The sequence below is a fragment of the Legionella quateirensis genome, assembly GCF_001467955.1.
Taxonomy (GTDB): domain Bacteria; phylum Pseudomonadota; class Gammaproteobacteria; order Legionellales; family Legionellaceae; genus Legionella; species Legionella quateirensis.
This window is the reverse complement of sequence record NZ_LNYR01000043.1, coordinates 43,632-70,380: the sequence shown is the minus strand read 5'-3', so window position 1 is coordinate 70,380 and position 26,749 is coordinate 43,632. Positions and strand designations below refer to the sequence as shown.

The following is a 26,749-nucleotide window of genomic DNA, read 5'->3' as shown; positions in this document are numbered from 1 at the left end:
ACACGGAGTTCGCATGAACCGATGGGTTTGCAACTGGTACTGTTTGTTGGATGAGGCTTTGCTCGTGAACCGATTGTGAATCATTATCTGTATTGTGATTTAACACGGAGTTCGCATGAACCGATGGGTTTGCAACTGGTACTGTTTGTTGGATGAGGCTTTGCTCGTGAACCGATTGTGAACCATTATCTGTATTGTGATTTGATACGGGGTTCGAATGAACTGATGGGTTTGCAACTGGTACTGTTTGTTGGATGAGGCTTTGCTCGTGAACCGATTGTGAACCATTATCTGTATTGTGATTTGATACGGGGTTCGCATGAACCGATGGGTTTGCAACTGGTACTGTTTGTTGGATGAGGCTTTGCTCGTGTACCAATTGTGAACCGTTATCTTTGGCATAAATATCATCAAAAAAATGGCTTGCTTTGGCGGGGCTTTTTACCCTTTTTTCTGGCAGTTTTCTTTCCTGAGTATATAATTCGAACGCTCCCTTTTTTATAGCCATCAGATAGCCTCTAGCTCGTTAGTTAGCAAAAGATCGACGAAGCTAAGTTCGTTGTTATTAACTCTACCCCATAATTCAGATATCAGATGGTAGTATTCTTCTGCTTGAGAGGAACCAAGAGCGTATTCTAATATGGTTTGTTTAGACATTAGAGCTTCTTCCCATTTTACAGATTTACGTATTGGTGTAGTAATCATATAGTCTACATAACGACTCAGATACGTTGCATTTATTTGTTGACTAAGTGAGCTTCTTTCAAGCGCAGTACTAAACATGATTATTCCTTGGTCTGTTAGCTTCATAACGTCTTGAAAGTCCCAAATGTTTTGCATATTAGTCGAAGAAGCATTATAAGCAAGAAGACTGCATCCTAATGGCATAACAACTGATGATGAAACCAAAATGGAATTTTCTACGAGATGATTCCATGTGGGGCTGTTATCAAAGATGATGACATCATATTTAGAGAGAAGCGGTATTAATTTATCTTGGAAGATATATTCACGACGTTTTTCAAAAGACATCCACTTGTTTAATTTAACTAAATCGTGTGTTTCAGGTATAAAGTCGAGGGTGGGTAAAGACGTTGGGCGAATTATTTCTTCTAATGGTGTATTTTCAACGAAAAAATGAAATAAGCCTTTTCCTTGTTCAAAATCATCAAGTCTATTAAGTTCTTGTTGAGGAATTATGATATCTGAAACAGAGCACTCAGGATCTAATCCTATTAATATTGTCTTTATACCATTAAGTGCTAGAGTGCGTGCCTCATTATAGCTGGAAGTCGTTTTATACACGCCTCCTTTTTGCATATACTTACATAATATTTTTTGTTGTGCGGGTGGCTTTAAAAAACCAAATCTTTTTCCGATTTCAGGGAGTTGTTCTAATCCCCATACTCTAGTTGAAACCTTCCCCCGGGCTTCTCTTTTTGCTATTGGTATTTCGCCTCGATCTTCAGCATTGTATAATGTTTGAACGGATTTAAAGCGGTTATCCATTTTAAATAATTTACGTATGTCTGAGTTAGTCCAGCTTGTTTGTTCCATTATTTATGCCTTGTATGTTTTTTTGTTTTTATACAGTTAATACATACAATTACATACTCATTTATGTAGGTCAATGATAAAGTAGTTAAAACATATAAAAAAAATTTTATATATGTAAAAGGCGTTTTTGTGTACCTATTGTGAACCATTAAACATCCCTGATTGTGAACCAATTGTGAACCTATACTAGGGACTATTTGGCCTGAATGTTGAATTACATTTGATGCTTATTTAATTTAGTTGTGAACCATTAAACATCTTTTTTTGTGAACTAATTGTGAACCAATTGTAAATCGAACGGCATGGCTCAACATATGTTCTCTATCCAATTAAATAAAGGACAATATCATAATTTGGTGAACCGTTTGTGAACCATTGCTCGTGATTGCGTCGTGTTAATTGTGAACCATTTAAATGACAAATTAGTGAACTGTTTGTGAACCATTGCTGGTGGGAAATATAAAATACATTTAGGTAAATTTCTTGGTGCTATGTGAACCAATAGTGAACCATTTTATAAGCATTTATGTGAACCAATTGTGAACCAATAAAACATAAAAAAATGCTATATTTCAATTGGTTATACAAAAAAAAGGAGTTGACGGGTTAAATAATAAACGATAACTTTCTATTAATGATTTAAAAAAGGCAAAAAAAAAGCCCGTTGACGCGGGCTTTCCGGTTAACGCTAAAGTATAACCTGAACAAATATATCTTAGCGTTAAGTAATTGATTAGTCAACAATTAGCTACCGCTAAGGATATTACACGCATGCAAGAAAGTGCGTTAGTGATGGATTGCATTGATTTCATAAAGGAATCAACAGGCATAAACTACAGCTCTAGAAGGGCAGGGGTGGTGCGTCAGGGTAACTGGTGCGGCCATGATCCTGAGTCCCCGCGTTTTTTTCAAAAGCCACAGGAACATAAGGATCGCCCCAAAATAATTATCTGGGCGATTGATGCCTGGCGGCGTTACTATGGGCTACCCACATCCTATTTTAAAGAAATCCGTATGCGCCGCAATTCAACGCGCCAGCAGCGATCTGAGGCACGTGAAGCTTTGGCGAGTATAGCTCAGGTTTTATTACATTACACCGAACTTGCAAGTCTTCGGGTAGGTGTGCCTCATGCAAGTGAAGGGTTCCGCTCCCTTACCATTGAATTTCTTGCTGATAAGGCCGGAATTGGTTTAAAGCGCGCACAACGCGCCATTAAATTACTGGTACGTGCAGGCTATTTAAAAATGATTGAGCGTTTTGATGTTAAAGTGGATGCGGGTAAAGAGCGCTTTATTGGTCTTGCTGCCGTGAAGTGCCTAACGCCCGCCTTTTTTAAAGCATGCAACATTAATCTGCAGGCGCTGTCTGCACAACGCGCTCTTGCGCGTAAACGGCTTAATAAGAAGCGAAGCACCTTTATTGCCAATGCCCAGGAGTCTCAGGCTGCCGTACGTAACATTCTTGATTTTATAGCTCCCAAAGGGAATGCTAAAACCCATATTGATGTGATGAAAGACATACTTAAGTCTGAGCAGAAAACTGAAGAGCAGGTGCGAGAAAAAGAACGCAGACGAAGAGAATCCCTTGAGCGCCGCCACAAATTGCGGGAATAGGGCGCTGCAACCTACTTCAATACCCTTACCTTTGTTATTAGAGATGCCTCTCTATACCCCCAACACTATCAAAATGCCTCACAAACTCTAATTTTTTTATATTATCTATAATTAGAGTAGGAAAAGAGCGTTTATTACCTGCAAAACATGTGAATTACATGGAATAAATCACCATTTTTAATAAAACCCACTGTATATATTTTGTCATAATGAAATTTAAGTGTCTTATAGAATAGCTTTTAAGTGTCTGCTCTTACTTATAGTCCCGTTTAAACCTTCTTGAATATTATCCACAGAATATTCTTGTGGATAATTAATAATAAGGAATTCGCTACGCTCATCAATCATTTCATCTTATTAAAAGGAATTGGCCTATGGCCAATAATCAAATAAAAAAACAAACAAAGCAATAATTAAAGATCGATTGCCTCATCACTCATCGCTCAGTCGCAATAAAAGATAACTCCGCATTTTATTAAGAACAATGACTACTCACTCGCAAGCTCGCTCCGTTCCTCATTGTTCTTAATAAAATACTCCGTTATTTTTATTTTTGCGACTGAGCGATGAATGACGAGGCACAAATCTAAATCTTTCTTTTAACCTGCTTTAAATGAATTCGCTTCGCTCATCTCTATTAAATGCTCCTAAGCTCCAAAATCAAAGGCAGATGGACAAAATAAGAACATCCATTTATCCACATTTTTAGGGGATAACCATGTGAATAGATTGAATTAAGGCAATACCTATAAGGACTTAAGAACAAGGCGAAAGTGTACTCAATGAGAGTACTAGTTAATTTAAAAAGTAATCGATAAAAGAAATGTATCAACAGATGGTAAATACAAGCGGGTGTAAAACCTAACTTAAAAATATCTAATGTATCAACTATTGATAAATTCAATGGTTATCAATAAACTGCCCTCTATAATTAATAGAGCATTATAAAATATGGCCAATAAAAAACGCAAAGTATCCCTGGATGATTATGTATCCTGTTACCACTATTTTGAACGTGCCATTCAAAATAATCGATTTATGAGTGAAGAAACGAACAATTCGGTGAGAATACAGGCAATTCAGGCCTTTGCTGAACTCAAAAACACGGCGCATGATGAAGAAACAGTACACCTGTTTCAATTATGGCTTGATGAATTCATAGATCCTCAAGCCTTTAGTCGCTGTTATCGTGCTCTGAATCAAAAAAAGTATCTGGTCGAGAAAACATTGCGTACCATCACCATCAGTGATGAAGCTTATAACTCATTAAAAGACCTCGCACATCAAAAAAATGTCAGTCTCTCACAGGTGATAATTGATGGCTGTACCTTACTGCAAGACAAAAATAATGAATCAATTAGACCATTAATCAACACGTTGAACACAGCCACATTAACACCTAGCAACATCAATCAAAATCCAATTGGTTCGCAAAGCTCCGTGATGACATCCGTAACTCTTGGCAACACCAATGTCATTTCATTGTTTGGTGATGAGCTCGATGAGTCATCTGATGAGGAAAATTCAGACACTGAGTTTGATTTCTTTGATTTTGAAGAAGTACGCGAATGGCCACGTAAACCCGAGGGCTATGATTTTAGAAGCAATGAGTCCTATAAAAAATACCGCAAATATATTGAGCGTCTTACTATTAAAAAACCAGACGAAAAACTACTGGACACCTTTAATAAAACGATTAACTATTACCTCACCGAAGACAATTGCCACCAGATTGGACCACATCTGCTTTTAATCCGTCAGGAACTTTTAAATCAACAGCTCTTTTCTCAAAAGTTTAATCCTGAACTCTTTGAGATCAGTAAGGGGTTTAACGTAGGCAATCTGACTATGGATGATTACGCAGATGAACTGATTTTTCTTTTAGGATACATCTTTGGCTGCACCACTGCCTCCATCACCGCAGGAAATAGACAACCGACCGTGTTTGCAGGTCACCCAAACCATGTTCAGCTGGCCTACAAAACCTTTCATTACCTTGATGCCTTCTTGAACGATGAAGTGAAGTCCTTTGCCGCACGGTGTCATAAAAACACCAAAAGAAAAAATCGCACTATCCGTGCAAAATGGCATGGATGCCACCTGGTTGGAGTGATGCTGAACTCTATTATCGATGACGAAGAAGACTATATGCTGTTACCCCAATCAGAATATGAACAATTGTCTCAATATTCCTTTAAAAAAGTGCATGAGTATTTCGATGAAAACGAACCTCTTGGTGGTTGGTGGGACCCTAAAAAGCATCCATTCAGGTAACCTAAAAACTGCACGATCATCAAGAATAGTGAGTCACTAAAAAAAGAATGACTGAACACAATTTATTCGATAGAATGATCAAGATTTAACCGTTCGAAGGAAAAGCACTCGGTTGATTGTTGTTTCTAACCAAATTAAGGAAACGTGGTAATGAGTAACATTCTAAAAATTAAAAATCAATTTCCCCACTCAATAAGCAACCTTAAGACCTTATTTTCACGGTTTTTATACGTTGCCTCAAAAACCGCAGATACACATCAATCCAATACGTAAAAAAGGTGCTGGTAATTAACTTAATAATTAAGAGGTTTCCCGTCACCATGCTTATCTTAAGCTTAATCTGATAATCATGTGACACCATTTCGATTTAAAAAAAATGGATAACCCATTCGTTGTAAGGAAGAATCATGTCGTATCAAAAAGTGGAACTTGAGTTGGCTTCTGATATCCATCAATCAGAAGACATGGAACAGGTCACGCTTGCTCAGAAAACAAAAAAAGATAAAGAACGTTTTGAGAAGATTGTAACGACTCAGAATAAAATACAAAAAATCAAGGTAGATCTGAATCAATTGATTCAAGCGATGAACCAAAATCCAAGTCTATTATCGAGGGCTGCCAATTTGTGGAATAAAATCCCTTTATGGCAAAAAATTACTGCAGGTGTTGTGCTTACCGTTCCTCTTTTGTTGATTGGACTCATGGCAAATCTTGTAGCCCTCATTACACTCAGTATTGTTACAGCAATTGTTTATACAGCAAGCAGTTTCCTTCTTGATAATCATCAGAGTCAAAATACAGACAATAGCGAACAATTAGAACAAAGTAATCAAAGGTATCGCAAATTGTTAGACAGGCAGGAACAACAGATTATTCGTCTGGAGCAACTGGATGCAGAACAATCCAGTGAGGTGTAGGAGGTAAGTAATGAAATTAAGCCAAGCATGAATGGGTTTTATGCAATTAAAAAAGAACCTCCATTTTTGGCCGTCTCTACCTATGGAACTTCGATGGTTGCTGTAGTATAACAGGGGCTATTCTTCTTTGAAGACTGTGTTTGAATAGGCATATGGCTTCATATTAATATCTGTATAGGGAAAACCCATCAATAAATGCCTTTTTTGGCAATTATTTTCAACTAAACGAGTAAGCCAACATGGAAATAAGAACTGTAGCCTTTGAATCGGATTTAATTATTATCCTGGAAAATAATCAAAAGGTGGTGATTACCCCGTTTAAAACCCATGAACAGGGACATTTTAAACTGGGAATTGATGCACCTAAACAGGTGACTGTCAACAGGCAGGAAATTTATTTAAAAAAACAGGAACAGTTAAAGAAAGAGAATTCATTAACAGACTCCTAATGGTTTTTGTTAAGGGGAGATGAGTGGATTCTAATTAACATTTATTCTTAAAATAATATGCGTTGATGGTTTCATAAAGCAGGTCGCTCAGGTAGTTTATCACCCGATGGATTAAAATATCATCGGTATCGTTGAATTGATGCGCTATTACCTCACTAACCGCATCACTTGTTTGCTCTTCTTTGGCCAGAATTAACGGTAAATGCTCTGGTTGTCTAGAAAGAGAAGGATATTGGTTTAGTAGGTTTTCACCTTGTTTTTCATCCGGGCTTAATCATAAAAATGATACCGTATTGTAATCAAAAATGAATACAAAGTATGGGGTTCTTCCAAGGAACTCTAAATCATTTGTTAATAGGGATGCCAGTTTAATTTTTCATCTCTCGGAGGAGAAAAAGACTCACATCGTCCATGGTTTCATGTCCCTCTCTAAAAGGTTTTTCTAATACTCTGATGAGTCGTCCTATATAGAGGAAAAAATAGGCAATGAAGCCAAACAGTATAAATGATTCCGGAGAGCCTTCAGTCTTTAAGAACAGAAGAAATAAGGTGAGAAAGCCTATTAATGATTCAGCCAGAATATGTACAGAGGGAATGAATTGAGTTCTTTGAATTTGATATATTCGTAATATTATTTTTCGCAATGTGCCTTGTTCTGTTTTTAATCGCACAAGAAAATTAGGAGGCATACCTAATTGTTCCATCTCTGCGAAGGAAGATGCCAATTGGTTGATAGAATGTAAGCAAGGATTTAAATCGTGGTGATCTCCTTCGTGATCTATTCCTTTAAAAAAAAGTTGAACTATTTTGTGAATTCTGGCATGAATTTTTTTTAAATCAAAGTCATTATTTTTTTGATAAAAAAGGGTCGCTTCTTCCAATATGTTTTCAAGAGTGGCTCTTATTTCTGCTGGAAATTTTTCGGCTTCTTTAAAGTCTGCCAAAATTCCAGCAAGTAAAATACTGATAATAAAAATGGCACCGGCCATCGTGCTGGTAAAAAGAGGACTAACTGCAACAAATTCTAAATCGAAACGATGGATAAAAAATTTAGTGATAACTAACAAAACCATAAGAGGTACAATCCAAAAGCAAATATGAAATTTTTTAAACCCGTTGCTTTTCCTCTGATGTTGATGGCTTATCATAACAAATCATCCCCTATTGATTTTTGTAGTAGATTTAATAAGTATTGCAATCCCTGAAACCCAACTATACATTGATTTAAGAAGGATTCAATTTATTAATGAATTGCCTCGGTTTGACTTAAAATAGGGTTTCATTCCTTATAAGATTTTGATTAGAAGTTATGTATTCACTTGAAGCACATCAAGAAAGAAAAAGAGGGTAAAGGCAATTAATGAAAAACCAGAAAGAAAAAGCCCCATTCGCCTCATTGTATTTCCAGAACTTCCATTGGCGAGAATTAGCATTATTATTCCTATAGTGAACATAACGCTGCTTATAGCAAGGATGCTATGATGTAACAAAACGCTCATTATCTTTCTTTTATTAATGGAATTGATTCAAGTATAGATGGAATTAGAGTCAACAAAAGAAAATTCATTAAAGATTTCATTGCTTTGTGCTATTGAGTATGTTTTTTAATGGCATAATAGGCGTGGAGTTTATCTAAAATACTTCGTAGTTCTTTAAAATAGGTTTGAGTGGCTTTATAGTCATTAGCATCACTGCTTTCATCCATTTGAGTAGCCAGTTTTTTGATAGCAGCAATGTTGTTTTGAAGTATTTTAAATTGGGCTGGAGATACATTTTGGCTTAAATTAGGGAGTGCGTTTACCAACTCAACAAGAGCAAAAACATGATAATGCACCTCATTTAACTGATTGTTCTCAAGCATGTTATAAAGAGCTACATTATATTCGTCTATTTCTTGAAAAATTTCTGGAATGGTTTTAGGGATAATCACTTGAGAAACAGGATGTTCATTTGCTAATGCTAAAGACATGAAGAATAAAAAAAGAAATAAAACGTTCGTACTTTTGGTTAATAGCATCTTCAGGCTTAAGCGTGTCGCGTTCATAGGTGATCTCCAAAGAGAGAATATTTAATTTTAATTAATTTAATGCCTTGGGTGACCATGAGGATGATAACCTCCTCCTGGACTCTTCTGAGTGTCGTTACTGGTGTTTGTATTATCACGAGATGAAGAGCAAGAAAATAAGAGCATGAGAAGTACAATAACCATACTTATTGTATTTATTATTTTAAAAAATCTCATGTGGCTATCCTTAATTTGTTTAATTTAATCATTTAATAAAATCAGTGTGTTGGAATGGTATGAAAATATTTCTTATATAAAGCAATATAAATGTCATTATTGGTAATGTTCTTAAGCGCTTTATTTACTCTTTTGATGAGTGTCACAGAGCCATTTTTTGCCATAATTCCATACCCTGTTCCTATGAGCAATGGTTCTCCAATCCCTATAAATGAGTGCTGATTATTGATAATCCAATAATCAGCAGAAAAATCGTCCATTAAAACACCATCTACTTCATTTTTGTTTAATGCGCTAATTAATTGGTCGGTTGTAGGGTATTCTGTAATGGATATTCCTGGCAACTTAAGAGTAATCCATTGTTTAAAAATACTTCCTTGTATAACGCCCACATTTTTTTTATTGAAATCATCCATCGAAGTAATTGAGTTTTTTAATGTTGTAATAAAACGTGCGTTACTTACTAAATAGGGAAGACTAAACGTAAATTGTTTTTGTCGCTCATCGGTTATAATAATTGCAGCAATGGCTAAATCGATGGTTCCTTTATTTAATTGTGTAAAGAGTTGATTAAAGGGCATGGGTTTAAACTGGCATTGGGTTTTCATTTCAGTACATAGAGTGCTCATAAGCTCTATATCAAAACCAAAATAATGATCTTTATCCGCGCGAACAGTAAATGGGGGATCATAAGAAACAATTCCTACTGTCAAGGGCTTGGCAATCACGAGAGAGGTATGTATCAAAAGAATTAAGCCCATAAAGCGAATCAACATAGCAGAGTCTCTTATAATAAAGCATTAATTTGATGATCAATGTATTGGTTTTAACATGTATCTTTAGGTTTTTAAATGATTTTAAAGAATAAATCGCAGGACTGTATAATTAATCTATTTAAGAGTAAACTTAAAAGGAGATTGTTATTACAGACATTTATTGAAGGTAAGGAATGCTTTATTTCATAAAAGGGATATTTACGGTTTTGTTCATCTTGGTTTTCAACGAAGTGATGGCAGCTAACCCACTAACATTTAAAGAGGCTTTGAATCAAGCCTATCAAAGTAATCCAGATTTGCAAGCAGAAATTGACAAAGCCCATGCTATGCGTGGTTATTTCATTCAAAGCGGGCTTTATCCTAACCCTCAAGTGACACTGACTGCAGAAAATTTTGGTGGCTCAGGCGCATACAGCAGTTATGAAGCTGCAGAAACGACACTTTCTATAACACAACCCATTCCTTTAGGCCATCGGTTACAGTACCTAAAAAAAGCAACTTATGCAGATTATTTAGCTTCTCTGGCCAGTATTAATGTGCAAAAAACAGTATTGTATGTCGCTGTAGGTATGGCCTACGTGGATGCATTGTATGCTTCTCAATGGCATCTTGTCACCAAGAAATTAATAAAATTAAACCAAGACATAGTATCTGCTATAGAACGGCGTGTAACCGCTGGAGCTGGAGCTGAATTAGACTTACGATTAGCCCAGGTACGATTGGGTGAAGCTAAGATTCAGGAGAATAAAGCGGGGCGCGAGTCCTTATTACAGCGGGCAAAATTGGCACGGTTATTAGGAACTGACTTTCGTATAGATAATGTATTAGTAGATAAAGGACTGCCAGCTACCTTATGGAGCTGGCCGCAATTATCAAAGAACATTGGAGGAAGTCCGCAGTTGCTTCAAATGAAACTTTTGTTACAAGCCAAACGCGCAACCATTACTTCAGTAAAAAAATCAGTATGGCCTGATTTGAACATCCAACTGGGTGGCCGACATTTTTCAGATGATGGCAGTAATGCCGCTGTTGCTTCAGCTTTTGCCCAGGTTCCTGTATATGATAGAAATCAAGGAAAAATCCTCACTGCAGAAGCTCAATACACTCAAACTGCCCATGAATATCGAGGAACTCAATTGGCAGTGCGCCAAAATCTCTACGCCTCCTTTCTACAAGCGCAACAAAATAATTACGAAGCACAACTGGTGACTAAATCGTTGTTGCCCTTGGCACGTAAATCCATAAAACTTGCTCAAGAAGGGTATCAAATGGGTCGTTATACCTACATTGAATTATCTGTGGCTTTAAATGCTTTGTATGAAGAAGAACGACATTATCAACAAGCCCATGCCGATTATCATAAATCCTTAATTCAAATTACAGGACTTTTGGGGCAGGATAATCCCAAGGAGAGCAAATGAAATTTTTAAAACCGTTCATTATTATACTCACCATTATGTGTGCAGTTTATGGGTGGGCAGACGATGCACCAATCGCCGGGGAAGGTAAGGGACATGAAGAGGCCATAGAAAAAGGACCACAGGGCGGTCGTTTGTTTAAAAAAGATTCATTGGCCATGGAGCTTTTAATTTTTGAACGGGGTATGCCTCCCCATTTTCGTGCCTACCTTTATGAGAATGGAGAAGTAATGTCACCAGATAAAGCGCAACTTAACGTCACGTTAACTCGCTTTTCTGGAAAAAAAGAAACCATTAATTTCACGCCTGTTGAGGATTTTTTACAAAGTAATGAAGTGATTCGTGAACCCCATTCATTTGAAGTAAGGATAAACTTAAACATCAAGGGACAGGACATCACCTGGCATTATGAGACTGCGGAAGGGCGTGTTAAGATTCCTCAGCCCGTTTTAAAAGCCGCGGACATCCAAACAGAAGTCGCGCAAAGCCAAACGATTAAAACGCAACTAAAGGTAGTCGGTAAAATTGTTCCCAACCGCGATACCCTTACTCCTATTTATGCACGTTATTCAGGTATTATCAAAACCATCAATAAAAATCTGGGTGATGAGGTGACCAAAGGAGAGGTTTTAGTCACGATAGAAAGTAATGAGAGCTTGCAAAATTACACGATTAGCGCACCGATGACTGGGACTATTGTACAAAAGTATGCGACCAATGGTGAGTTGGCACAAAACACAAAGCCTATTTTTGAAGTGGCTAACCTGGCTAATGTGTGGGCGGACTTTACCTTATATCGTAAAGAGGCTCCTTTGATAAAGCCTGGCATGGAAGTCACCGTGAGGGGTGATGAAGGCAAGCCCCAAGCCACGAGCACCATTTCCTACATTGCTCCTTTAGGGATTGAAGACAGTCAGACTACCTTAGCTCGCGCGGTTATCCCAAATGAAACTCGTGCTTGGTTACCAGGAATGTATGTGAATGCAGCCATCACGATTAAAGAAAAAGAAGTGCCAGTTGCAGTACTTCTTTCTGCCATTCAGCGCCTTGATGAACGCGAGGTGGTTTTTGTACAACAAGGCGATTATTTTGAAGCGACTCCTGTAACTATAGGACAAAAAGATGACGAGTGGGCAGAGGTAGTATCAGGTCTTGACGCAGGCCAACGCTATGTAAGTAAGAACAGTTTCTTTATGAAAGCTGAACTAGGTAAAGATGGCGCAAGCCATGAGCACTAAGGATCAATAATGCTTGAGAAAATTATTCGGTTTTCGCTGAAACACCGTTGGTTTGTGTTGTTGTTTACTGCAGCTATTGCCGGTCTTGGGGTTTATAACTTTCAACGTCTCCCTATCGATGCCGTGCCTGATATCACGAACGTGCAAGTACAAATTAATACTCAGGCTTCTGGATATTCTCCATTTGAGGTGGAGCAACGTATTACTTTTCCCATTGAATTGGCCATGAGTGGATTGCCAAGTCTTAGTTACACCCGTTCTTTATCACGTTATGGATTATCTCAGGTGACCGTAGTCTTTAAAGACGGCACCAATATTTATTTTGCACGGCAGCTCATTAATGAACGCTTGCAAGAGGTGAAAAACAAATTACCTCCTGAGGTGGAAACAACGCTTGGACCCATTTCTACCGGTCTTGGCGAGATTTTTATGTATACCGTGACCAATCAGGCGAATGTTCCTGTCAGCCAACGCCATAATCCCACGGAGCTGCGTACCATTCAAGATTGGATTATTAAGCCGCAATTACGCAATGTTGAAGGCGTTGCAGAGGTTAATACCATTGGAGGATATGAAAAGCAATTTCACATCACGCCCGATCCCATGAAACTGGTGCGTTATCGATTGAGTTTAAATGATGTCGTTGAGGCTTTGGAGCGCAATAATGCCAATGTGGGTGCTGGGTATATTGAAACAAATGGCGAGCAAAATTTAATTCGTGTTCCCGGCCAGGTACAAAATAGTACCGATATAGAGAACATTGTTATTGCAAGTTTTGAAGGAACTCCAGTTCGTATACGCGATGTAGCTGAGGTGGCTATAGGAAAAGAATTACGTACTGGCGCTGCGACTGAGAATGGAAAGGAAGTCGTTTTAGGCACGGTATTTATGTTGATGGGTGAAAACAGTAGAACGGTGTCTGAACGCGTGGCTGCCAAAATGAAGGAAATTAATAAATCTCTTCCTTCTGGTGTTGAGGCGGTGACAGTCTACAACAGAACCTTATTAGTAAATGCAACGATTAATACAGTCAAGAAAAATTTACTGGAAGGGGCGTTATTAGTCTGTGTGATTCTGTTTATCTTTTTAGGTAACGTCCGCGCGGCTTTAATTACCGCTATGGTTATTCCTTTATCGATGTTGCTGACAATCACGGGGATGGTTGAGAACAAAATCAGTGCCAATTTAATGAGTTTAGGGGCGCTGGATTTTGGTTTGATCGTGGATGGCGCAGTGATTATAGTTGAAAATTGCATCAAACATTTAGGGGAACACCAACATACTCTAAACCGCATTTTAAATCTTGAAGAGCGTTTAAAAGTCATCTCCTATGCAACAACAGAAGTCATTAGACCCAGCATATTCGGCGTATTCATTATTACCGTGGTTTATTTACCCATTTTAACCTTGACCGGCGTTGAAGGTAAAATGTTTCTGCCTATGGCAGAAACGGTCATTATTGCACTGTTAGCGTCCATGCTCTTTGCCTTAACATTTGTTCCTGCAGCAGTTGCTATCTTTTTAAATGGTCGCATCCAAGAAAAAGAAAATTGGTTAGTGCATCATCTAAGCCTTGGGTATGCCGTTGTATTAAGGCGCTGTTTTCATGCTCGACGTGTAGTCTTGGGGGCTGCATTACTTTTAGTCGCAGTAAGTCTTTTCCTGGCTTTTCGTTTAGGTGGAGAATTTATTCCCAGTCTTGATGAGGGAGACATCGCAATGCATGCGATGCGGATCCCAGGCACCAGTTTAACTCAAGCGCTTACCATGCAAGATTTAGTAGAACAACGAGTAAAAGAATTTCCTGAAGTACAATCTGTGTTTGGAAAACTAGGTACGGCGGAAGTAGCCACTGATCCCATGCCCCCGAATGTGGCAGATACCTTTATCATGTTAAAACCGCGTAAGAATTGGCCTAACCCTAAAAAAACAAAACAAGAATTAGTGCAAGAAATTGAGCAAGCAGTCCAGCAGGTGCCAGGGAACAATTATGAATTCACACAGCCCATTCAAATGCGCTTTAATGAGCTGATTTCAGGCGTTCGAAGTGATGTGGCTGTAAAAGTATTTGGTGATGATATGGATGTTTTGTTAAAAATTGCTGAATCCATAAGCGCTCAATTAAAAAAAGTTCCCGGTGCTGCTGATGTAAAGGTTGAACAGGTGAGCGGCTTGCCTCTTTTAACTGTGACGATTAACCGTGAGTCGTTAGCGCGCTATGGATTACAAATCAGTAGTGTACAAGATGCCATTGTTATTGCGACCGGCGGTAAAAAGGGCGGGGAGTTGTTTGAAGGAGATAAGCGATTTGATTTAATCGTTCGCCTTCCAGAATCCATGCGTTCAGATCCTAATGTATTGCGACAAATATTTATTCCTCTGCCGATCTCAAAAGATGGAGAGCGTCATTTTATACCCTTAAATGAGGTCGCCTCTTTTGTTCGAAGTGAAAGCCCTAATCAAATAAGTCGTGAAAGTGGTAAGCGCCGGATTGTGGTCAGTTCTAATGTGAGAAATCGTGACTTAAGTTCTTTTGTGAATGAAGCAAAACAAAAAATTGAACAAAATGTCAAAATCCCTAGTGGTTATTGGATTACCTGGGGAGGCCAGTTTGAACAATTACAATCCGCCACGCAACGCCTACAAATTGTAGTGCCGATTACTTTAATCGGGATTTTCTTACTCCTTTTTATGAGTTTTGGAACGGTTAAAAATGCCTTATTAGTGTTCACGGGTATACCTTTGGCCTTAACAGGTGGAATTATTGCTTTATGGGTACGCGATATTCCTTTATCCATTTCAGCAGGTGTAGGATTTATTGCTTTATCGGGTGTTGCGGTACTCAATGGCTTGGTTATGATTACCTTTATTAATAAATTGCGGGAACAAAAAAAGTTTTATTTAAAAGATGCAGTATTGCAAGGCTCACTAGCACGACTTCGCCCCGTGTTGATGACCGCGTTAGTGGCATCCTTAGGTTTTGTGCCCATGGCACTTGCAACAGGTACCGGTTCTGAGGTGCAACGTCCTTTGGCAACAGTAGTTATTGGTGGGATTATTTCATCCACTTTTCTGACCCTGTTGGTTTTACCAGGACTATATTTCATGTTTCATGACCGCCGTAAAAAAGGGCAACTCAGTCCACAAAAAAAGCCAGAGTGAATTTGACAAAACACGGTATTTAGCTATAGTAATAGTTAAATACTTGTTTAACTGTTTAAGTCATTATGCTAACACCCGATCAAATTATAACGCTAAGTGATATTTTACATTTAATGGGTGAGCCTAATCGCTTAAGACTGTTGGTGACGTGTTTAGAAGGTGCTAAGTCTGTTTCTGAACTGGCACAACAATTACACTTATCGGTACCACTAACCAGTCATCATTTGAGTTTACTTCGTTCGGCGCGACTGCTGGTTGCTAACCGAGAAGGCAAACACATTTATTACCGTATTTATGATGCGCATGTACGCTGTATTTTAGATGACATGCTAAAGCACTTTACCGAAGAGAAGGACAGTTAATATGCCTCTAATGAAACACCTCTTTGAGAATAGAGTGGTGCCGATCTTAATTGGCGTAATAAGGCCTATTTGGGAGTGTGAACTATGACCGCACCTTTAACCTTAACGACCTTTTTTGTTGCAGGACTTGATTGTCCTTCTGAGGAACAATTAATCAGAAAGCAATTACAAACGATACCTGAAATAAAACAATTAGATTTTAACTTCATCGCGGAAGAAGTAACCGTACACCATTCTTTACCCACCATTGAACCCATCCAGCAAAAAATTGAAAGTCTGGGTATGAGCGTTCGTTCTAAAAGTAGCAGTGTGTCAAACCAAGAGGGTAAGCGTTTTGGTATTGATGCGTCTTGGGGTGCCATTGGCATTGCTGGATTTTTTGCACTTTTTTCAGAATCAGCTGCCTATTATCTTTCATCAGAACTATCCATTTGGGTCCTTGTTCCTGCCTTATTAGCTATCGCGTTAAGTGGTCCTGCAACCATTAAAAAAGGGTGGATTGCTTTACGTACGAAAGCGATGAACATTAACAGCCTAATGTTAATTGCCATAACGGGTGCTGCCTTTATTGGTGCATGGCCCGAGGCTGCAATGGTGACTGTTTTATTCGCACTTGCCGAACGTATTGAGCGTTATTCCTTAGATAAGGCACGTCAGGCAATTCGAAGTTTAATGGAAATTGCTCCAGAGGTAGCTCTTGTTAAAATGGAGAATGGCCAATGGCAAACACTTCTCGTCACAGAAGTTCGACCTGGTGCCGTATTTAGAGTGAAACCTGGTGAGCGTATTCCTCTCGATGGTCATTTGATTTCAGGTCAAAGTACGGTGAATCAAGCGCCTATTACTGGAGAGTCAATGCCGGTGAGTAAGCGAATAGGGGATAGTGTTTTTGCCGGAACACTCAATGAACATGGTTCGTTTGAAGTCAAAGTCAGTAACGCGTCAGGGGATACCCTTCTTGCGAAAATTGGCAAAGCGATTGAACAAGCACAAAGTGAGCGTGCGCCAACTCAGCGATTTGTCGATCAATTTGCGAGGTACTATACCCCAATAATGGTACTCATTGCTGTTTTAATCGCCCTCATCCCACCCTTGGTATTTGGCTATCCCTTTTATGATTGGATCTATAAAGCATTAACCTTACTGGTCATTGCGTGCCCTTGTGCCTTAGTTATCTCGACACCTGTTACCGTGGTAAGTGGTTTAGCCGCTGCCGCTAAGAGCGGAATACTTATCAAAGGGGGAAGTTATTTAGAGAATGGGTATCGCTTAAAATTAATTGCCCTGGATAAAACAGGTACATTAACCGAAGGAAAACCGGTAGTTACTGATTTTATTGCTTATGATAAAAACCATACAAAGAACGAGTTATTACTCTTGGCTGCAAGTCTTGACTCTCATTCTGAACATCCCGTAGCAAACGCATTGGTGGCCTATTTAAATCAAGAGCAACCTGGTGCACAGATGCTCTTTATCGATCACTTTAGCGCCTTGCCAGGACGTGGTGTTAAAGGCTTGATTGACCAAGAACTTTACTATGTCGGTAATCATCAACTAGCAGAGGACAATGAAGTATGTAGTTTGGGAGTTGAACAAGAGCTCGAACGATTGGAAGAAGCAGGGAAAACAACTGTGATCTTAAGCAATCAGACTCAGGTTTTGGCAATTTTTGCTGTAGCAGATACACTTCGTCCCACCAGTAAAAAGGCTATTGAAGCCTTGCATCAACAAGGCATAAAAACGGCGATGCTCACCGGAGATAATGCCATTACCGCTCGTGCTATTGCAACGCTTGTAGGAATTGATGAAGTACAAGCAAATGTGTTACCTACAGACAAAATGAAGGCTATTGGTCTTCTTCTTAAGGAATATAAAGCAGTAGGGATGGTCGGTGATGGAATTAATGATGCCCCAGCCTTAGCTGCAGCTACGATAAGTTTTGCTATGGGAAAAGGCACTGATACTGCTTTAGAAACAGCCGATGTCGCTTTAATGAATGATAATCTGGCGATGCTGCCTTTATACATTCACTTAAGTCGTAAAACGTCTCGTATTCTACGGCAAAACATCAGCTTATCTCTGATGATCAAAGTGGTGTTTTTTATTTTAGCTCTTGGTGGATTAGCTACTCTGTGGATGGCTGTATTTGCTGATATGGGTGCCAGTTTAATTGTGGTGGCCAATGGTTTACGATTGCTCAACGCTCATAAAAGCTATATGAAAAAGAGTCATTTTAGCTAAAAGTGACACGCATCCTTTAATTAAGTGATTTATAAGGCGTAAATAGTACGCTTGTTAGATGAGTTAGGAGGTCGTTATGTTGCAGTATAAAGGCTACATTGGACATGTGGTATTTGACGATCTCAATGAATTGTTTTTTGGAGAAATAATTAATACGCAAGCGGTCATTACTTTTCAGGCAACTAGGGCTAATCATTTAAAAAAAGCCTTTATGGACGCGATTGATAATTATCTAAAAAATTGTGAGAAACAATTTAAAGAGCCTGAATTACCTTTATTAGGCCAATTGACGCTCACTATTTCGCCCGAACTTCACCGGGATGTATTCCTGGCTGCAAAATACTCAGGAGTGAGTTTAAATGTTTGGATTTGGTAGTGCTTTAAGGCATGCAGTGTGTAGGCATTAAAAAAATAGAAAGGTATGGTACAAAAGAGACCAAGTATTGAGGGGTGGTGTATGAATGGTGTATTGCATTTCCTAGTCACAGAAGCGTCGCTCGGCGCACGTATCGTCATTCGCTCTCAAATAATTCAATTAGGGCATTGTGTCGATATGGCCTTGGATGTTGAATCCACCTTAGTTTTGGTTGAATCAAAAACGTATCATTTAATTTTGATTGATGCTGAACTTAATAAAGGATTCAATTGTTACGAGCTGATTGATACGATCCGGGAACAATCAACCTGTAATAAACTGACACCCATAATATTACTGAGTGCATCACCTCATAAAATTTTAAAAAACAGTCTCTATCCTTGCTTTGCAAAACCTATGAACATTAACGACGTCACTAAGATAATTAATTATTGGGAGGAATATACTAAAAATAAATGATGTATTGTTGGGTTGGGACCTAATATCCTTCAAATAGAAGGGGGAATACATACTAATATTCAGTATGTTATGCTCAATAAGCACCGATTAAAAAGGAACTATTAAAATGAATATGGGATTTAAAAAAATTATTGTGTTGATTGGGGTGTTTTTACTGGGGTGCAGTTTAATGTCATGTGCAAAAAATACTCCTGTTCCAGCTCATCCTGAAGAAGGATATCAAGGAGGATTTGGTGGTGATGGTGGACATGTTCATGAACCTAAAGAATAGCCAGGGTATTTAATCAGACAAGGAAAAGATGATGGAACTTAATCCATGGTTTTTAGTCGTTGTGTCTGCAGTGGTTATTGTGTTATGTGGGCTTTCTCTTTTCTTTTTCAAAAAAAGAAAAAGTCGGCATTTCATTATGGTTCTTTTTATTTTTCTAATTTTTGCGGCCATTTTCTTACATGGGGTTTCGTTTAGAATGCTATAAAAGATTTGGTTTTAATGCACCTCTAAGTCTTTAGATACTCGGGAGGGATATTTGAAATATCTTTGTTAGGAAGGACTTCATGGACAAAAAAGTTAAGCCTAGTAATCAAGGTGTTTCGAGAGAAAAATCACTTTGGTGGGCTCTTTCGTTAACGGGTGGTTTTCTGATTGCTGAGGTAATAGGCGGTGTTCTGACGGGTAGTCTTGCATTAATCTCAGATGCTGCGCATATGTTAACTGATGTTACTGCGTTAATTATTGCATTAATGGCTATTCGTGTAAGTACGCGACCTGCTGATGCACGCCGTACTTTTGGTTACTATCGATTTGAAATCTTAGCAGCTGCATTTAATGCCGCTCTTTTATTTATAGTAGCTCTTTACATTATATATGAAGCATATCAACGTTTAAAACATCCTCCAGAAATCTATTCTATGGGGATGTTAATTATTGCCAGTCTTGGTCTTCTTGTTAATTTAGCATCGATGTATTTTTTGTCTCATGACAAAGATAAAAATTTAAATTTAAAAAGTGCTTATCTTGAGGTCTGGAGTGATATGTTAGGCTCTGTAGGAGTGATCATTGCAGCACTTTTAATTCGCTTCACAGGTTGGATCTGGGTGGATTCAGCTATCGCTGTTTTAATTGGTTTGTGGGTATTGCCCCGCACATGGATACTTCTCAAAGAGACTATCAACATCCTTTTAGAAGGCGTACCTACAGGTATTGATTTTAACCAAATTAAGTCTCGAATAATGTCTATAAAAGGTATTTTAGACGTGCATGATTTACATATCTGGGCTATTACCACCGATAAAATTAGCTTAACAGCTCACCTGTTCATTGATTCTCGTTTTAAAGAAGAACTGGTTAGGGATGAAGTTCAATTATTATTAAGCCAATTCAAAATTTCCCATACGACCTTGCAAACAGAATGCAAAAAGACACTTCATCTATGCCGTAGGGTTAATAATGTTGACTAGGAGACAGCAAAGATTAAATGATTTTTTAGGGGTGTAATGGAATCATAAACACCATATGGGGGAGACTATTGATTAATCCAATAAGATTAAATAGCTAGTGAGGTTTTGACATTTTCTTAGCTGCTTTATAGCCCATAATAACAGGATCAAGTAACTAAAGGTGTATTGGTTTAGTGGTTATGAAAGAATTTATGGTGTTAGAATTAATAATTATTATGGGGATGATTTATAATTGCTTCATCCATTTAGATTCTTAGGGAGTGGACTATATCACATGAAGCGACATTGCCCCATTAGATGGATTATTCTAATTACCTTTTTGACCATAAGTCTCCCTGTATTGGCTATGAATCAGGAAAAAAAGCTTACTTTATCTGAAGCAGAATCACTAGCCCTTGCTACTTCTCCTGAGTTACACCGCTTTCAAGCAGCGAGTGCGGCATTACAACAACAAGCGATTGCTGATGGTCAATTAAGCGATCCGCAGTTGGTAGCGGGTATTGCCAATCTGCCTACTAATTCTTTTAGTTTTACCCAAGATGAGATGACGATGGAGCAAGTAGGATTGCAGCAAACTTTTGCTCGTGGTCGTTCCTTGTCCATGAAATCAAAACAAAGCAGGGCGCTAGCGCTTGCGGAGCATAGAAAAGCGCACGAAAAAGCCTTAACGTTAATTCGCAATGTACGAGAAACTTGGTTAGAACTCTATTACTGGACCGAAGCGCTGCGTATTTTACAAGCTAATCGTTTATTGTATAAAAATTTATTTAAAGTGACCACGTCACAATATCAATCGGGTAAAACAAATCAATCCGATGTGTTGCAAGTACAGTTGGAAGTTTCAAAGTTTAATGATCAAGAGATTCAAATTCAGCAACAAATCAGCGTCCTGCGCGCTCAATTAGAAAGATGGGTTGGAAGAGGGGCCTATCGTCCTTTAGCACTTTCTGTACCTTCATGGCCTGTACCTTCTCTTAAGCGATTACAAGGATGTCTACCACAACATCCTCTATTAAATATCGATGCTGCTGCGATTACAGCGGCACACAGTGAGGTGGCATTTGCAGCAGAGCAATACAAACCGGGATGGATGTTAAATATTGGCTATGCTAAGCGTCAAGGACGCATGCCGGATGGAATACCGCGTTCTGATTTTGTTGGTGCACAAGTCACGGTTGATTTACCCTTCTTTCCCGCCAATCGACAAGACAGGCAAATGCGAGCAGCTTATAGCCGATTGGCTGCTGCAACCTTTGATCGGCAAATCCACTATCGTGACTTATTACAAGTACTCAACACGCAATATGCCATATGGAATCGTATAGGAGCTCGCGAATCAGTATATAAAAGACAGCTGATTCCAGAATCTCGGCAAAATGCGAAAGCCTCTTTAATCGCTTATCAAAATATCAGTGCTGATTTAAACAGTGTATTAAGAGCCTATAGTAATGAACTAACTATTCAGTTGGAATCGATCCAACTTCACGTGGAGCGTGCTAAATCTCGCGCAATGCTCATATATTTAGAAGGTAGGGTTCAATGAAGAAATACTCTTTATTCATAGTAGGTTTTGCTCTGCTTTTTGGTGTAATAATGGGTTATTACTTAAGCCCTTTAGCGATAATAAATAAAGGAGCCAGCACAACCGCTACGAAAAAGAAACCGATTTATTGGATTGATTCTATGGAGCCAACCATCCACTACTCAAAACCTGGTAAATCACGCATGGGAATGGAGCTAACTCCTGTTTATGCAGAAGACACCCAAGAGCAAGGGGCATCAACGATTCAGATTTCACCATCTCTAATCAATAACTTAGGTGTTCGAACAGCCCCTGTGATTAAAGGCTCTTTAGCACGACAAATTGAAACAGTAGGCTATGTGGTGCCTAACGAAAATAACATCAGTCACATCCATACTTATGTAAATGGTTGGGTAAAAAAACTATTGGTGAAAGCAGTGGGGGATGTGGTTAAAAAAGGACAAGTTGTGTTGCAATTGTATTCGCCAACATTAGTGAATGCCCAGGAAGAATATTTAATTGCCCTTGACAGCAAGAATCAAACATTAATTAATGCGTCTTTCCAAAAACTACAAACATTTCACATTCCAGAAGAGCAAATTGCACAATTAAAAAAAACACGGCAATCAAGTCATTTAATTGATATTTATCCACATCAAGGTGGTGTGGTGACCATGCTTAACGTGCGAGAAGGAATGTATGTGACTCCAGAGACAGAAATGATGAGTATTGTTGATTTATCCAACGTTTGGATGATTGCAGAGGTGTTTGAGGAAGAAGCCAATTGGGTTAAAACAGGAGAAAAGGCTCAAGCCCAATTAACGGCATTTCCCGGAACGATTTGGAAAGGAGAAGTCGACTACATTTATCCTGAAGTCGATCTTAAAACACGAACCTTGAAGGTGCGGTTTTGGTTTGACAACCCCGAGGGTCTTTTAAAGCCTAATATGTATGCTAGCATCAGTTTAGTAGCAGAATTAAAACAAGATGTTCTTAGTATTCCACTCGAAGCGCTCATTCGAAGCAGTGAAGGGGCGCGGGTGGTTGTCTCTTTAGAGAAAAGTGGTTTTCAGGTGCGTTCGGTAACTACAGGAATTGAGTCAGGAGATCGCATTGAAATTCTTTCCGGACTTAAAGTCGGCGAGCATGTGGTCACTTCAGGTCAGTTCCTGATTGATTCAGAAAGTAATTTGAAAGTGGGGTTAGAACATCTTGAATCTCCTCAAAAATCAACTAACCAGTCATCACCTTCGCAAGCCCAAACAATTGCAGGTCGAGGTATCATCAAATCAATCAATGCACAGGCTCACTTGATAACCCTACAGCATGATGCCATTCCTAAGTTAAATTGGCCTGCTATGACCATGGATTTTTTAGTGGATAAAACCATTTCGATTAATGAGTTTAAAGTGGGCGATACGATCGAATTCTTTTTAAAAAAAGAAAATGATCAGTTTGTCATTATCAAGATGAAAAAGGACAAGGACAAATGATTGCGGGAATCATTCGCTGGTCACTACAAAATCGTTTTTTAATTTTATTAGCCACGGCACTTATTCTGTTGTCAGCCCCCTATTTTCTAAGCAATACCGCGGTGGATGCTATTCCTGATTTATCCGATGTGCAGGTTATTATTAAAGTAGATTATCCAGGCCAAGCACCTCAAGTCGTGGAAGATCAGGTAACTTACCCGCTTACAACTGCCATGTTAGCGGTTCCAGGAGCTGTAACGGTTCGAGGCGAATCGGGTTTTGGGGTGGCTTATGTGTACATTATTTTTAAAGACGGTACTGATCTCTATTGGGCCCGGTCGCGCGTATTGGAATATTTAAGTCAAATTGCCAACCGCCTTCCAACAGGCGCACAAATGGCATTGGGTCCTGATGCTACCGGTGTGGGCTGGGTGTATGAATATGCTTTAGTGGATAAGACTGGACTTCATGATTTGGCGCAATTAACCAGTTTACAAAATTGGTTTCTAAAATATGAACTGCAAAAAGTACCTGGGGTTGCCGAAGTGGCAACAGCTGGAGGAATGGTCAAGCAATATCAAATTATCTTAGATCCCAATCGACTGCGCGCTTATGGCTTGACTTTGGATCAAGTTAAATCAGCCATTCAGAACGGCAATAGAGAAGCCGGGGGTTCTTCCATTGAAATGGGAGAAGCAGAATACATGGTACGGGCTAAAGGATATATGAAGTCCATTCAAGATATGGAGCAGACGCCAGTAGGATTGGGGAAAAATGGAGTTCCTATTCTATTAAAAGACATAGCTTTTGTGCAATTAGGCCCACAAATGCGTCGCGGACTCACGGAATTAAATGGCGAAGGTGAAGTAGTCGGTGGCATTATTGTGATGCGTCATGGACAAAATGCCATGGAGACGATTGCCAATGTCAAAAACAAATTAGCGCAATTGAAATCGAGTTTGCCAAAAGGCGTGGAACTGGTTACCACCTATGATCGTTCCAGTTTAATTCTGCGCGCAATCCATACACTTCGCGATAAGTTAATTGAAGAATTTATTGTAGTTTCCCTAATTTGTATTGTGTTTTTATTTCACTTTCGCTCAGCACTTATTATTATCATTAGCTTGCCTCTGGGGATTCTTATGGCTTTCATGGTCATGTATGGGCAAGGCATTAATGCCAACATCATGTCGTTAGGAGGTATTGCCATTGCCATTGGCGCGATGGTGGATGCCGCCATTGTAATGATTGAAAATGCGCATAAGCATCTTGAAAAAGAACTTGACCCTCTCAAAAGCCGTTGGCCCATTATCCAGCAAGCGGCTCTTGAAGTGGGACCGCCTTTATTTTTCTCGCTATTGATTATCACCTTTAGTTTTTTACCGATTTTTACATTGCAAGCTCAAGAAGGGCGATTATTTTCTCCCTTAGCCTACACCAAAACCTATGCGATGGCGGCCTCAGCTGTACTTGCCATTACCTTGGTCCCTGTGCTCATGGGCTATTTAATTCGCGGTAAAATAAAGCCTGAAGAAGAAAACCCGCTTAATCGCGCATTGAGAGCGATATATCGCCCAGCGATTGATGTGGTATTAAAAAGACCAAAAACTATCTTGCTTTTGGCAGGTGTCATCTTGCTCATAGGATTTTGGCCAATAACTCGGTTGGGTGGTGAATTTATGCCTGATTTAGATGAGGGGGATTTACTCTATATGCCCACCACCTTTCCAGGAGTATCTATTGGGGAAGCGCAGCGTATTTTACAACAGACAGATAAATTGATTCGCACGGTCCCTGAAGTCGATACAGTTTTTGGTAAAATAGGCAGAGCCGAAACAGCAACCGATCCCGCACCATTGTCTATGGTGGAGACCACAATTCAATTTAAACCAAAAAGTAGCTGGCGCCCTGGTATGACCCTGGAGAAAATTCGTGAAGAGCTCGCTTTACGGGTCAAATTACCCGGTTTATCCAATGCCTGGGTGATGCCGATTCGTACGCGCATTGACATGTTAGCCACCGGCATTAAAACACCCGTTGGTATTAAGGTTGCTGGCGCTGATTTAAAAACCATTCAATCAATTGGTCAAGAAATTGAAACGATATTAAAACAAATTCCAGGTACGGCCTCAGTTTATGCAGAGCGTGTAGCTTCCAGTCGTTACGTGACCATTGATATTAATCGACTTAAAGCCGCTCGCTATGGTTTGTCGATTGGGACTATCCAGGAGCTGATTGAAACGGCAATCGGTGGGCAAAATGTGACTCAAACGGTAGAGGGGCGTGAGCGTTATCCTGTTAATTTGCGCTATCCACGCGAGATTCGCGACTCACTGCAGCGATTGCGGATGCTTCCCATTGTGACTGCAACAGGGGCTACGATTCCTTTGAGTGAAATTGCCCGTATTGATATTACCGAAGGTCCTGACATGATTCGCAGTGAGAATGCTCGGCTTAACGGATGGATTTATGTGGATATCACCGGACGTGATTTAGCGTCTTATGTTAATGAAGCACAAGAAGTACTCAGTAAGAAGCTCAAATTACCTGCGGGTTATTCATTGTCCTGGTCAGGACAATACGAGTATTTAGAGCGTGCAAAAGAACGTTTAAAAGTCGTTGCTCCCGTTACTCTTTTTATCATTGCCTTATTGCTCTACTTGAATTTTAGACGCATGGCGGAAGTGGTTATCATCTTAGCCACCTTGCCGTTTGCTTTAATCGGAGGTATTTGGCTCTTATATATATTAGGCTATCATTTGTCGGTGGCCGTAGGCGTTGGTTTTATAGCGCTCGCCGGTGTTGCTGCTGAAACTGGAGTAGTGATGTTGGTGTTTCTTAATCATGCACTTGAACGTCGAGAGGCATTGGCGCAACGAGAAAAGCGACAACTGACTCAAGAAGACTTACACTTGGCAGTGATTGAAGGGGCATTACTTCGTTTGCGACCAAAGCTTATGACTGTTGCTGCTATTATTGGTGGTTTGCTGCCAATTATGATGTTTGGAGGAACAGGCTCAGAGGTCATGCGACGTATTGCTACACCAATGGTGGGAGGAATGGTTAGTGCTACTGTGCTGACCTTAATTGTGATTCCCTCAGTTTATCTGTTGTGGCAGGAGCGTCGAATTACTAAGGAAAATAATTTAACGAAAGAGAGATAGATTACTTAACCTCTTGGAACTTATTAAGTTTAAATTATGGAAGACAAA

At 39.3% G+C, this 26,749-nt stretch carries 22 protein-coding genes; 16 read left to right on the top strand and 6 right to left on the bottom strand.

Annotation, left to right across the window (positions count from 1 at the left end):
- Together Lqua_RS15060 and Lqua_RS15055 are read right to left on the bottom strand one after the other, a co-directional pair.
- Positions 1 to 508: hypothetical protein (locus tag Lqua_RS15060; protein ID WP_058475107.1), on the bottom strand; the 508-nt coding region annotated here is incomplete at its 3' end.
- Complete coding sequence (locus Lqua_RS15055) at positions 508 to 1,557, bottom strand: ParA family protein (RefSeq protein ID WP_058475106.1); 1,050 nt, start codon at positions 1,555 to 1,557, stop codon at positions 508 to 510. The genes Lqua_RS15060 and Lqua_RS15055, both read right to left, overlap by 1 nt.
- A gap of 771 nt (positions 1,558 to 2,328) precedes the next feature.
- On the opposite strand from Lqua_RS15055, the gene Lqua_RS15050 reads away from it, so the two are divergent.
- From Lqua_RS15050 to Lqua_RS15035, 4 genes are all read left to right on the top strand, one after another.
- Positions 2,329 to 3,171: a hypothetical protein gene (locus Lqua_RS15050; protein ID WP_058475105.1), complete on the top strand. Its 843-nt coding sequence runs from the start codon at positions 2,329 to 2,331 to the stop codon at positions 3,169 to 3,171.
- A 951-nt stretch (positions 3,172 to 4,122) separates the two neighbouring features.
- Positions 4,123 to 5,445, top strand: coding sequence for a DUF7168 domain-containing protein (locus tag Lqua_RS15045; protein WP_058475104.1), 1,323 nt, complete (start codon positions 4,123 to 4,125; stop codon positions 5,443 to 5,445).
- A gap of 407 nt (positions 5,446 to 5,852) precedes the next feature.
- Positions 5,853 to 6,362: a hypothetical protein gene (locus tag Lqua_RS15040; RefSeq protein ID WP_058475103.1), complete on the top strand. Its 510-nt coding sequence runs from the start codon at positions 5,853 to 5,855 to the stop codon at positions 6,360 to 6,362.
- Positions 6,363 to 6,601: 239 nt separating this feature from the next.
- Positions 6,602 to 6,811 carry a carbon storage regulator gene (locus Lqua_RS15035; protein WP_058475102.1) on the top strand — a complete coding sequence of 70 codons (210 nt, stop codon included), beginning with the start codon at positions 6,602 to 6,604 and terminating at the stop codon, positions 6,809 to 6,811.
- 368 nt (positions 6,812 to 7,179) lie between these two features.
- Here Lqua_RS15035 and Lqua_RS15030 read toward each other — a convergent pair whose 3' ends face one another.
- The 4 genes from Lqua_RS15030 to Lqua_RS15020 form a co-directional block, all read right to left on the bottom strand.
- On the bottom strand, positions 7,180 to 7,884 hold the full coding sequence (locus Lqua_RS15030; RefSeq protein ID WP_238585595.1) for a hypothetical protein: 705 nt from the start codon (positions 7,882 to 7,884) through the stop codon (positions 7,180 to 7,182).
- A 234-nt stretch (positions 7,885 to 8,118) separates the two neighbouring features.
- Positions 8,119 to 8,310, bottom strand: coding sequence for a hypothetical protein (locus Lqua_RS18270; RefSeq protein WP_133141094.1), 192 nt, complete (start codon positions 8,308 to 8,310; stop codon positions 8,119 to 8,121).
- A gap of 89 nt (positions 8,311 to 8,399) precedes the next feature.
- Positions 8,400 to 8,855 (bottom strand): hypothetical protein, encoded by a 456-nt coding sequence (locus tag Lqua_RS15025; protein ID WP_058475100.1) that lies wholly within the window; start codon positions 8,853 to 8,855, stop codon positions 8,400 to 8,402.
- 239 nt (positions 8,856 to 9,094) lie between these two features.
- Positions 9,095 to 9,829 (bottom strand): transporter substrate-binding domain-containing protein, encoded by a 735-nt coding sequence (locus Lqua_RS15020; protein WP_238585594.1) that lies wholly within the window; start codon positions 9,827 to 9,829, stop codon positions 9,095 to 9,097.
- A 173-nt stretch (positions 9,830 to 10,002) separates the two neighbouring features.
- On the opposite strand from Lqua_RS15020, the gene Lqua_RS15015 reads away from it, so the two are divergent.
- The 12 genes from Lqua_RS15015 (at position 10,003) to Lqua_RS14965 (ending at position 26,701) form a co-directional block, all read left to right on the top strand.
- Entirely contained in the window at positions 10,003 to 11,250 is a 1,248-nt protein-coding gene (locus tag Lqua_RS15015; RefSeq protein ID WP_058475099.1) for a TolC family protein, read from the top strand.
- Positions 11,247 to 12,485 carry an efflux RND transporter periplasmic adaptor subunit gene (locus Lqua_RS15010; protein ID WP_058475098.1) on the top strand — a complete coding sequence of 413 codons (1,239 nt, stop codon included), beginning with the start codon at positions 11,247 to 11,249 and terminating at the stop codon, positions 12,483 to 12,485. Before Lqua_RS15015 ends, Lqua_RS15010 begins: the two co-directional genes overlap by 4 nt.
- A gap of 9 nt (positions 12,486 to 12,494) precedes the next feature.
- Positions 12,495 to 15,647, top strand: coding sequence for an efflux RND transporter permease subunit (locus Lqua_RS15005; protein ID WP_058475097.1), 3,153 nt, complete (start codon positions 12,495 to 12,497; stop codon positions 15,645 to 15,647).
- A 65-nt stretch (positions 15,648 to 15,712) separates the two neighbouring features.
- Positions 15,713 to 16,009 (top strand): ArsR/SmtB family transcription factor, encoded by a 297-nt coding sequence (locus Lqua_RS15000; protein WP_058475096.1) that lies wholly within the window; start codon positions 15,713 to 15,715, stop codon positions 16,007 to 16,009.
- Positions 16,010 to 16,093: 84 nt separating this feature from the next.
- The gene (locus Lqua_RS14995; protein WP_058475095.1) at positions 16,094 to 18,250 is read left to right on the top strand and encodes a heavy metal translocating P-type ATPase; all 2,157 of its coding nucleotides are present in this window, start codon (positions 16,094 to 16,096) and stop codon (positions 18,248 to 18,250) included.
- A 76-nt stretch (positions 18,251 to 18,326) separates the two neighbouring features.
- Positions 18,327 to 18,626, top strand: a complete 300-nt coding sequence (locus tag Lqua_RS14990; protein WP_058475094.1) for a type II toxin-antitoxin system HicB family antitoxin — start codon at positions 18,327 to 18,329, stop codon at positions 18,624 to 18,626.
- An 81-nt stretch (positions 18,627 to 18,707) separates the two neighbouring features.
- Entirely contained in the window at positions 18,708 to 19,085 is a 378-nt protein-coding gene (locus tag Lqua_RS14985; RefSeq protein WP_058475093.1) for a hybrid sensor histidine kinase/response regulator, read from the top strand.
- A gap of 106 nt (positions 19,086 to 19,191) precedes the next feature.
- The gene (locus tag Lqua_RS18465) at positions 19,192 to 19,356 is read left to right on the top strand and encodes a hypothetical protein (protein ID WP_165483196.1); all 165 of its coding nucleotides are present in this window, start codon (positions 19,192 to 19,194) and stop codon (positions 19,354 to 19,356) included.
- Positions 19,357 to 19,640: 284 nt separating this feature from the next.
- Positions 19,641 to 20,543 carry a cation diffusion facilitator family transporter gene (locus tag Lqua_RS14980; protein ID WP_058475092.1) on the top strand — a complete coding sequence of 301 codons (903 nt, stop codon included), beginning with the start codon at positions 19,641 to 19,643 and terminating at the stop codon, positions 20,541 to 20,543.
- Between the two features lie 274 nt (positions 20,544 to 20,817).
- Positions 20,818 to 22,086, top strand: coding sequence for a TolC family protein (locus Lqua_RS14975; RefSeq protein WP_058475091.1), 1,269 nt, complete (start codon positions 20,818 to 20,820; stop codon positions 22,084 to 22,086).
- Positions 22,083 to 23,558 carry an efflux RND transporter periplasmic adaptor subunit gene (locus tag Lqua_RS14970; protein ID WP_065240191.1) on the top strand — a complete coding sequence of 492 codons (1,476 nt, stop codon included), beginning with the start codon at positions 22,083 to 22,085 and terminating at the stop codon, positions 23,556 to 23,558. The genes Lqua_RS14975 and Lqua_RS14970 overlap by 4 nt, the downstream gene beginning before the upstream one ends.
- Complete coding sequence (locus Lqua_RS14965) at positions 23,555 to 26,701, top strand: efflux RND transporter permease subunit (RefSeq protein ID WP_058475090.1); 3,147 nt, start codon at positions 23,555 to 23,557, stop codon at positions 26,699 to 26,701. The genes Lqua_RS14970 and Lqua_RS14965 overlap by 4 nt, the downstream gene beginning before the upstream one ends.
- The last annotated feature ends 48 nt before the right edge of the window (positions 26,702 to 26,749 follow it).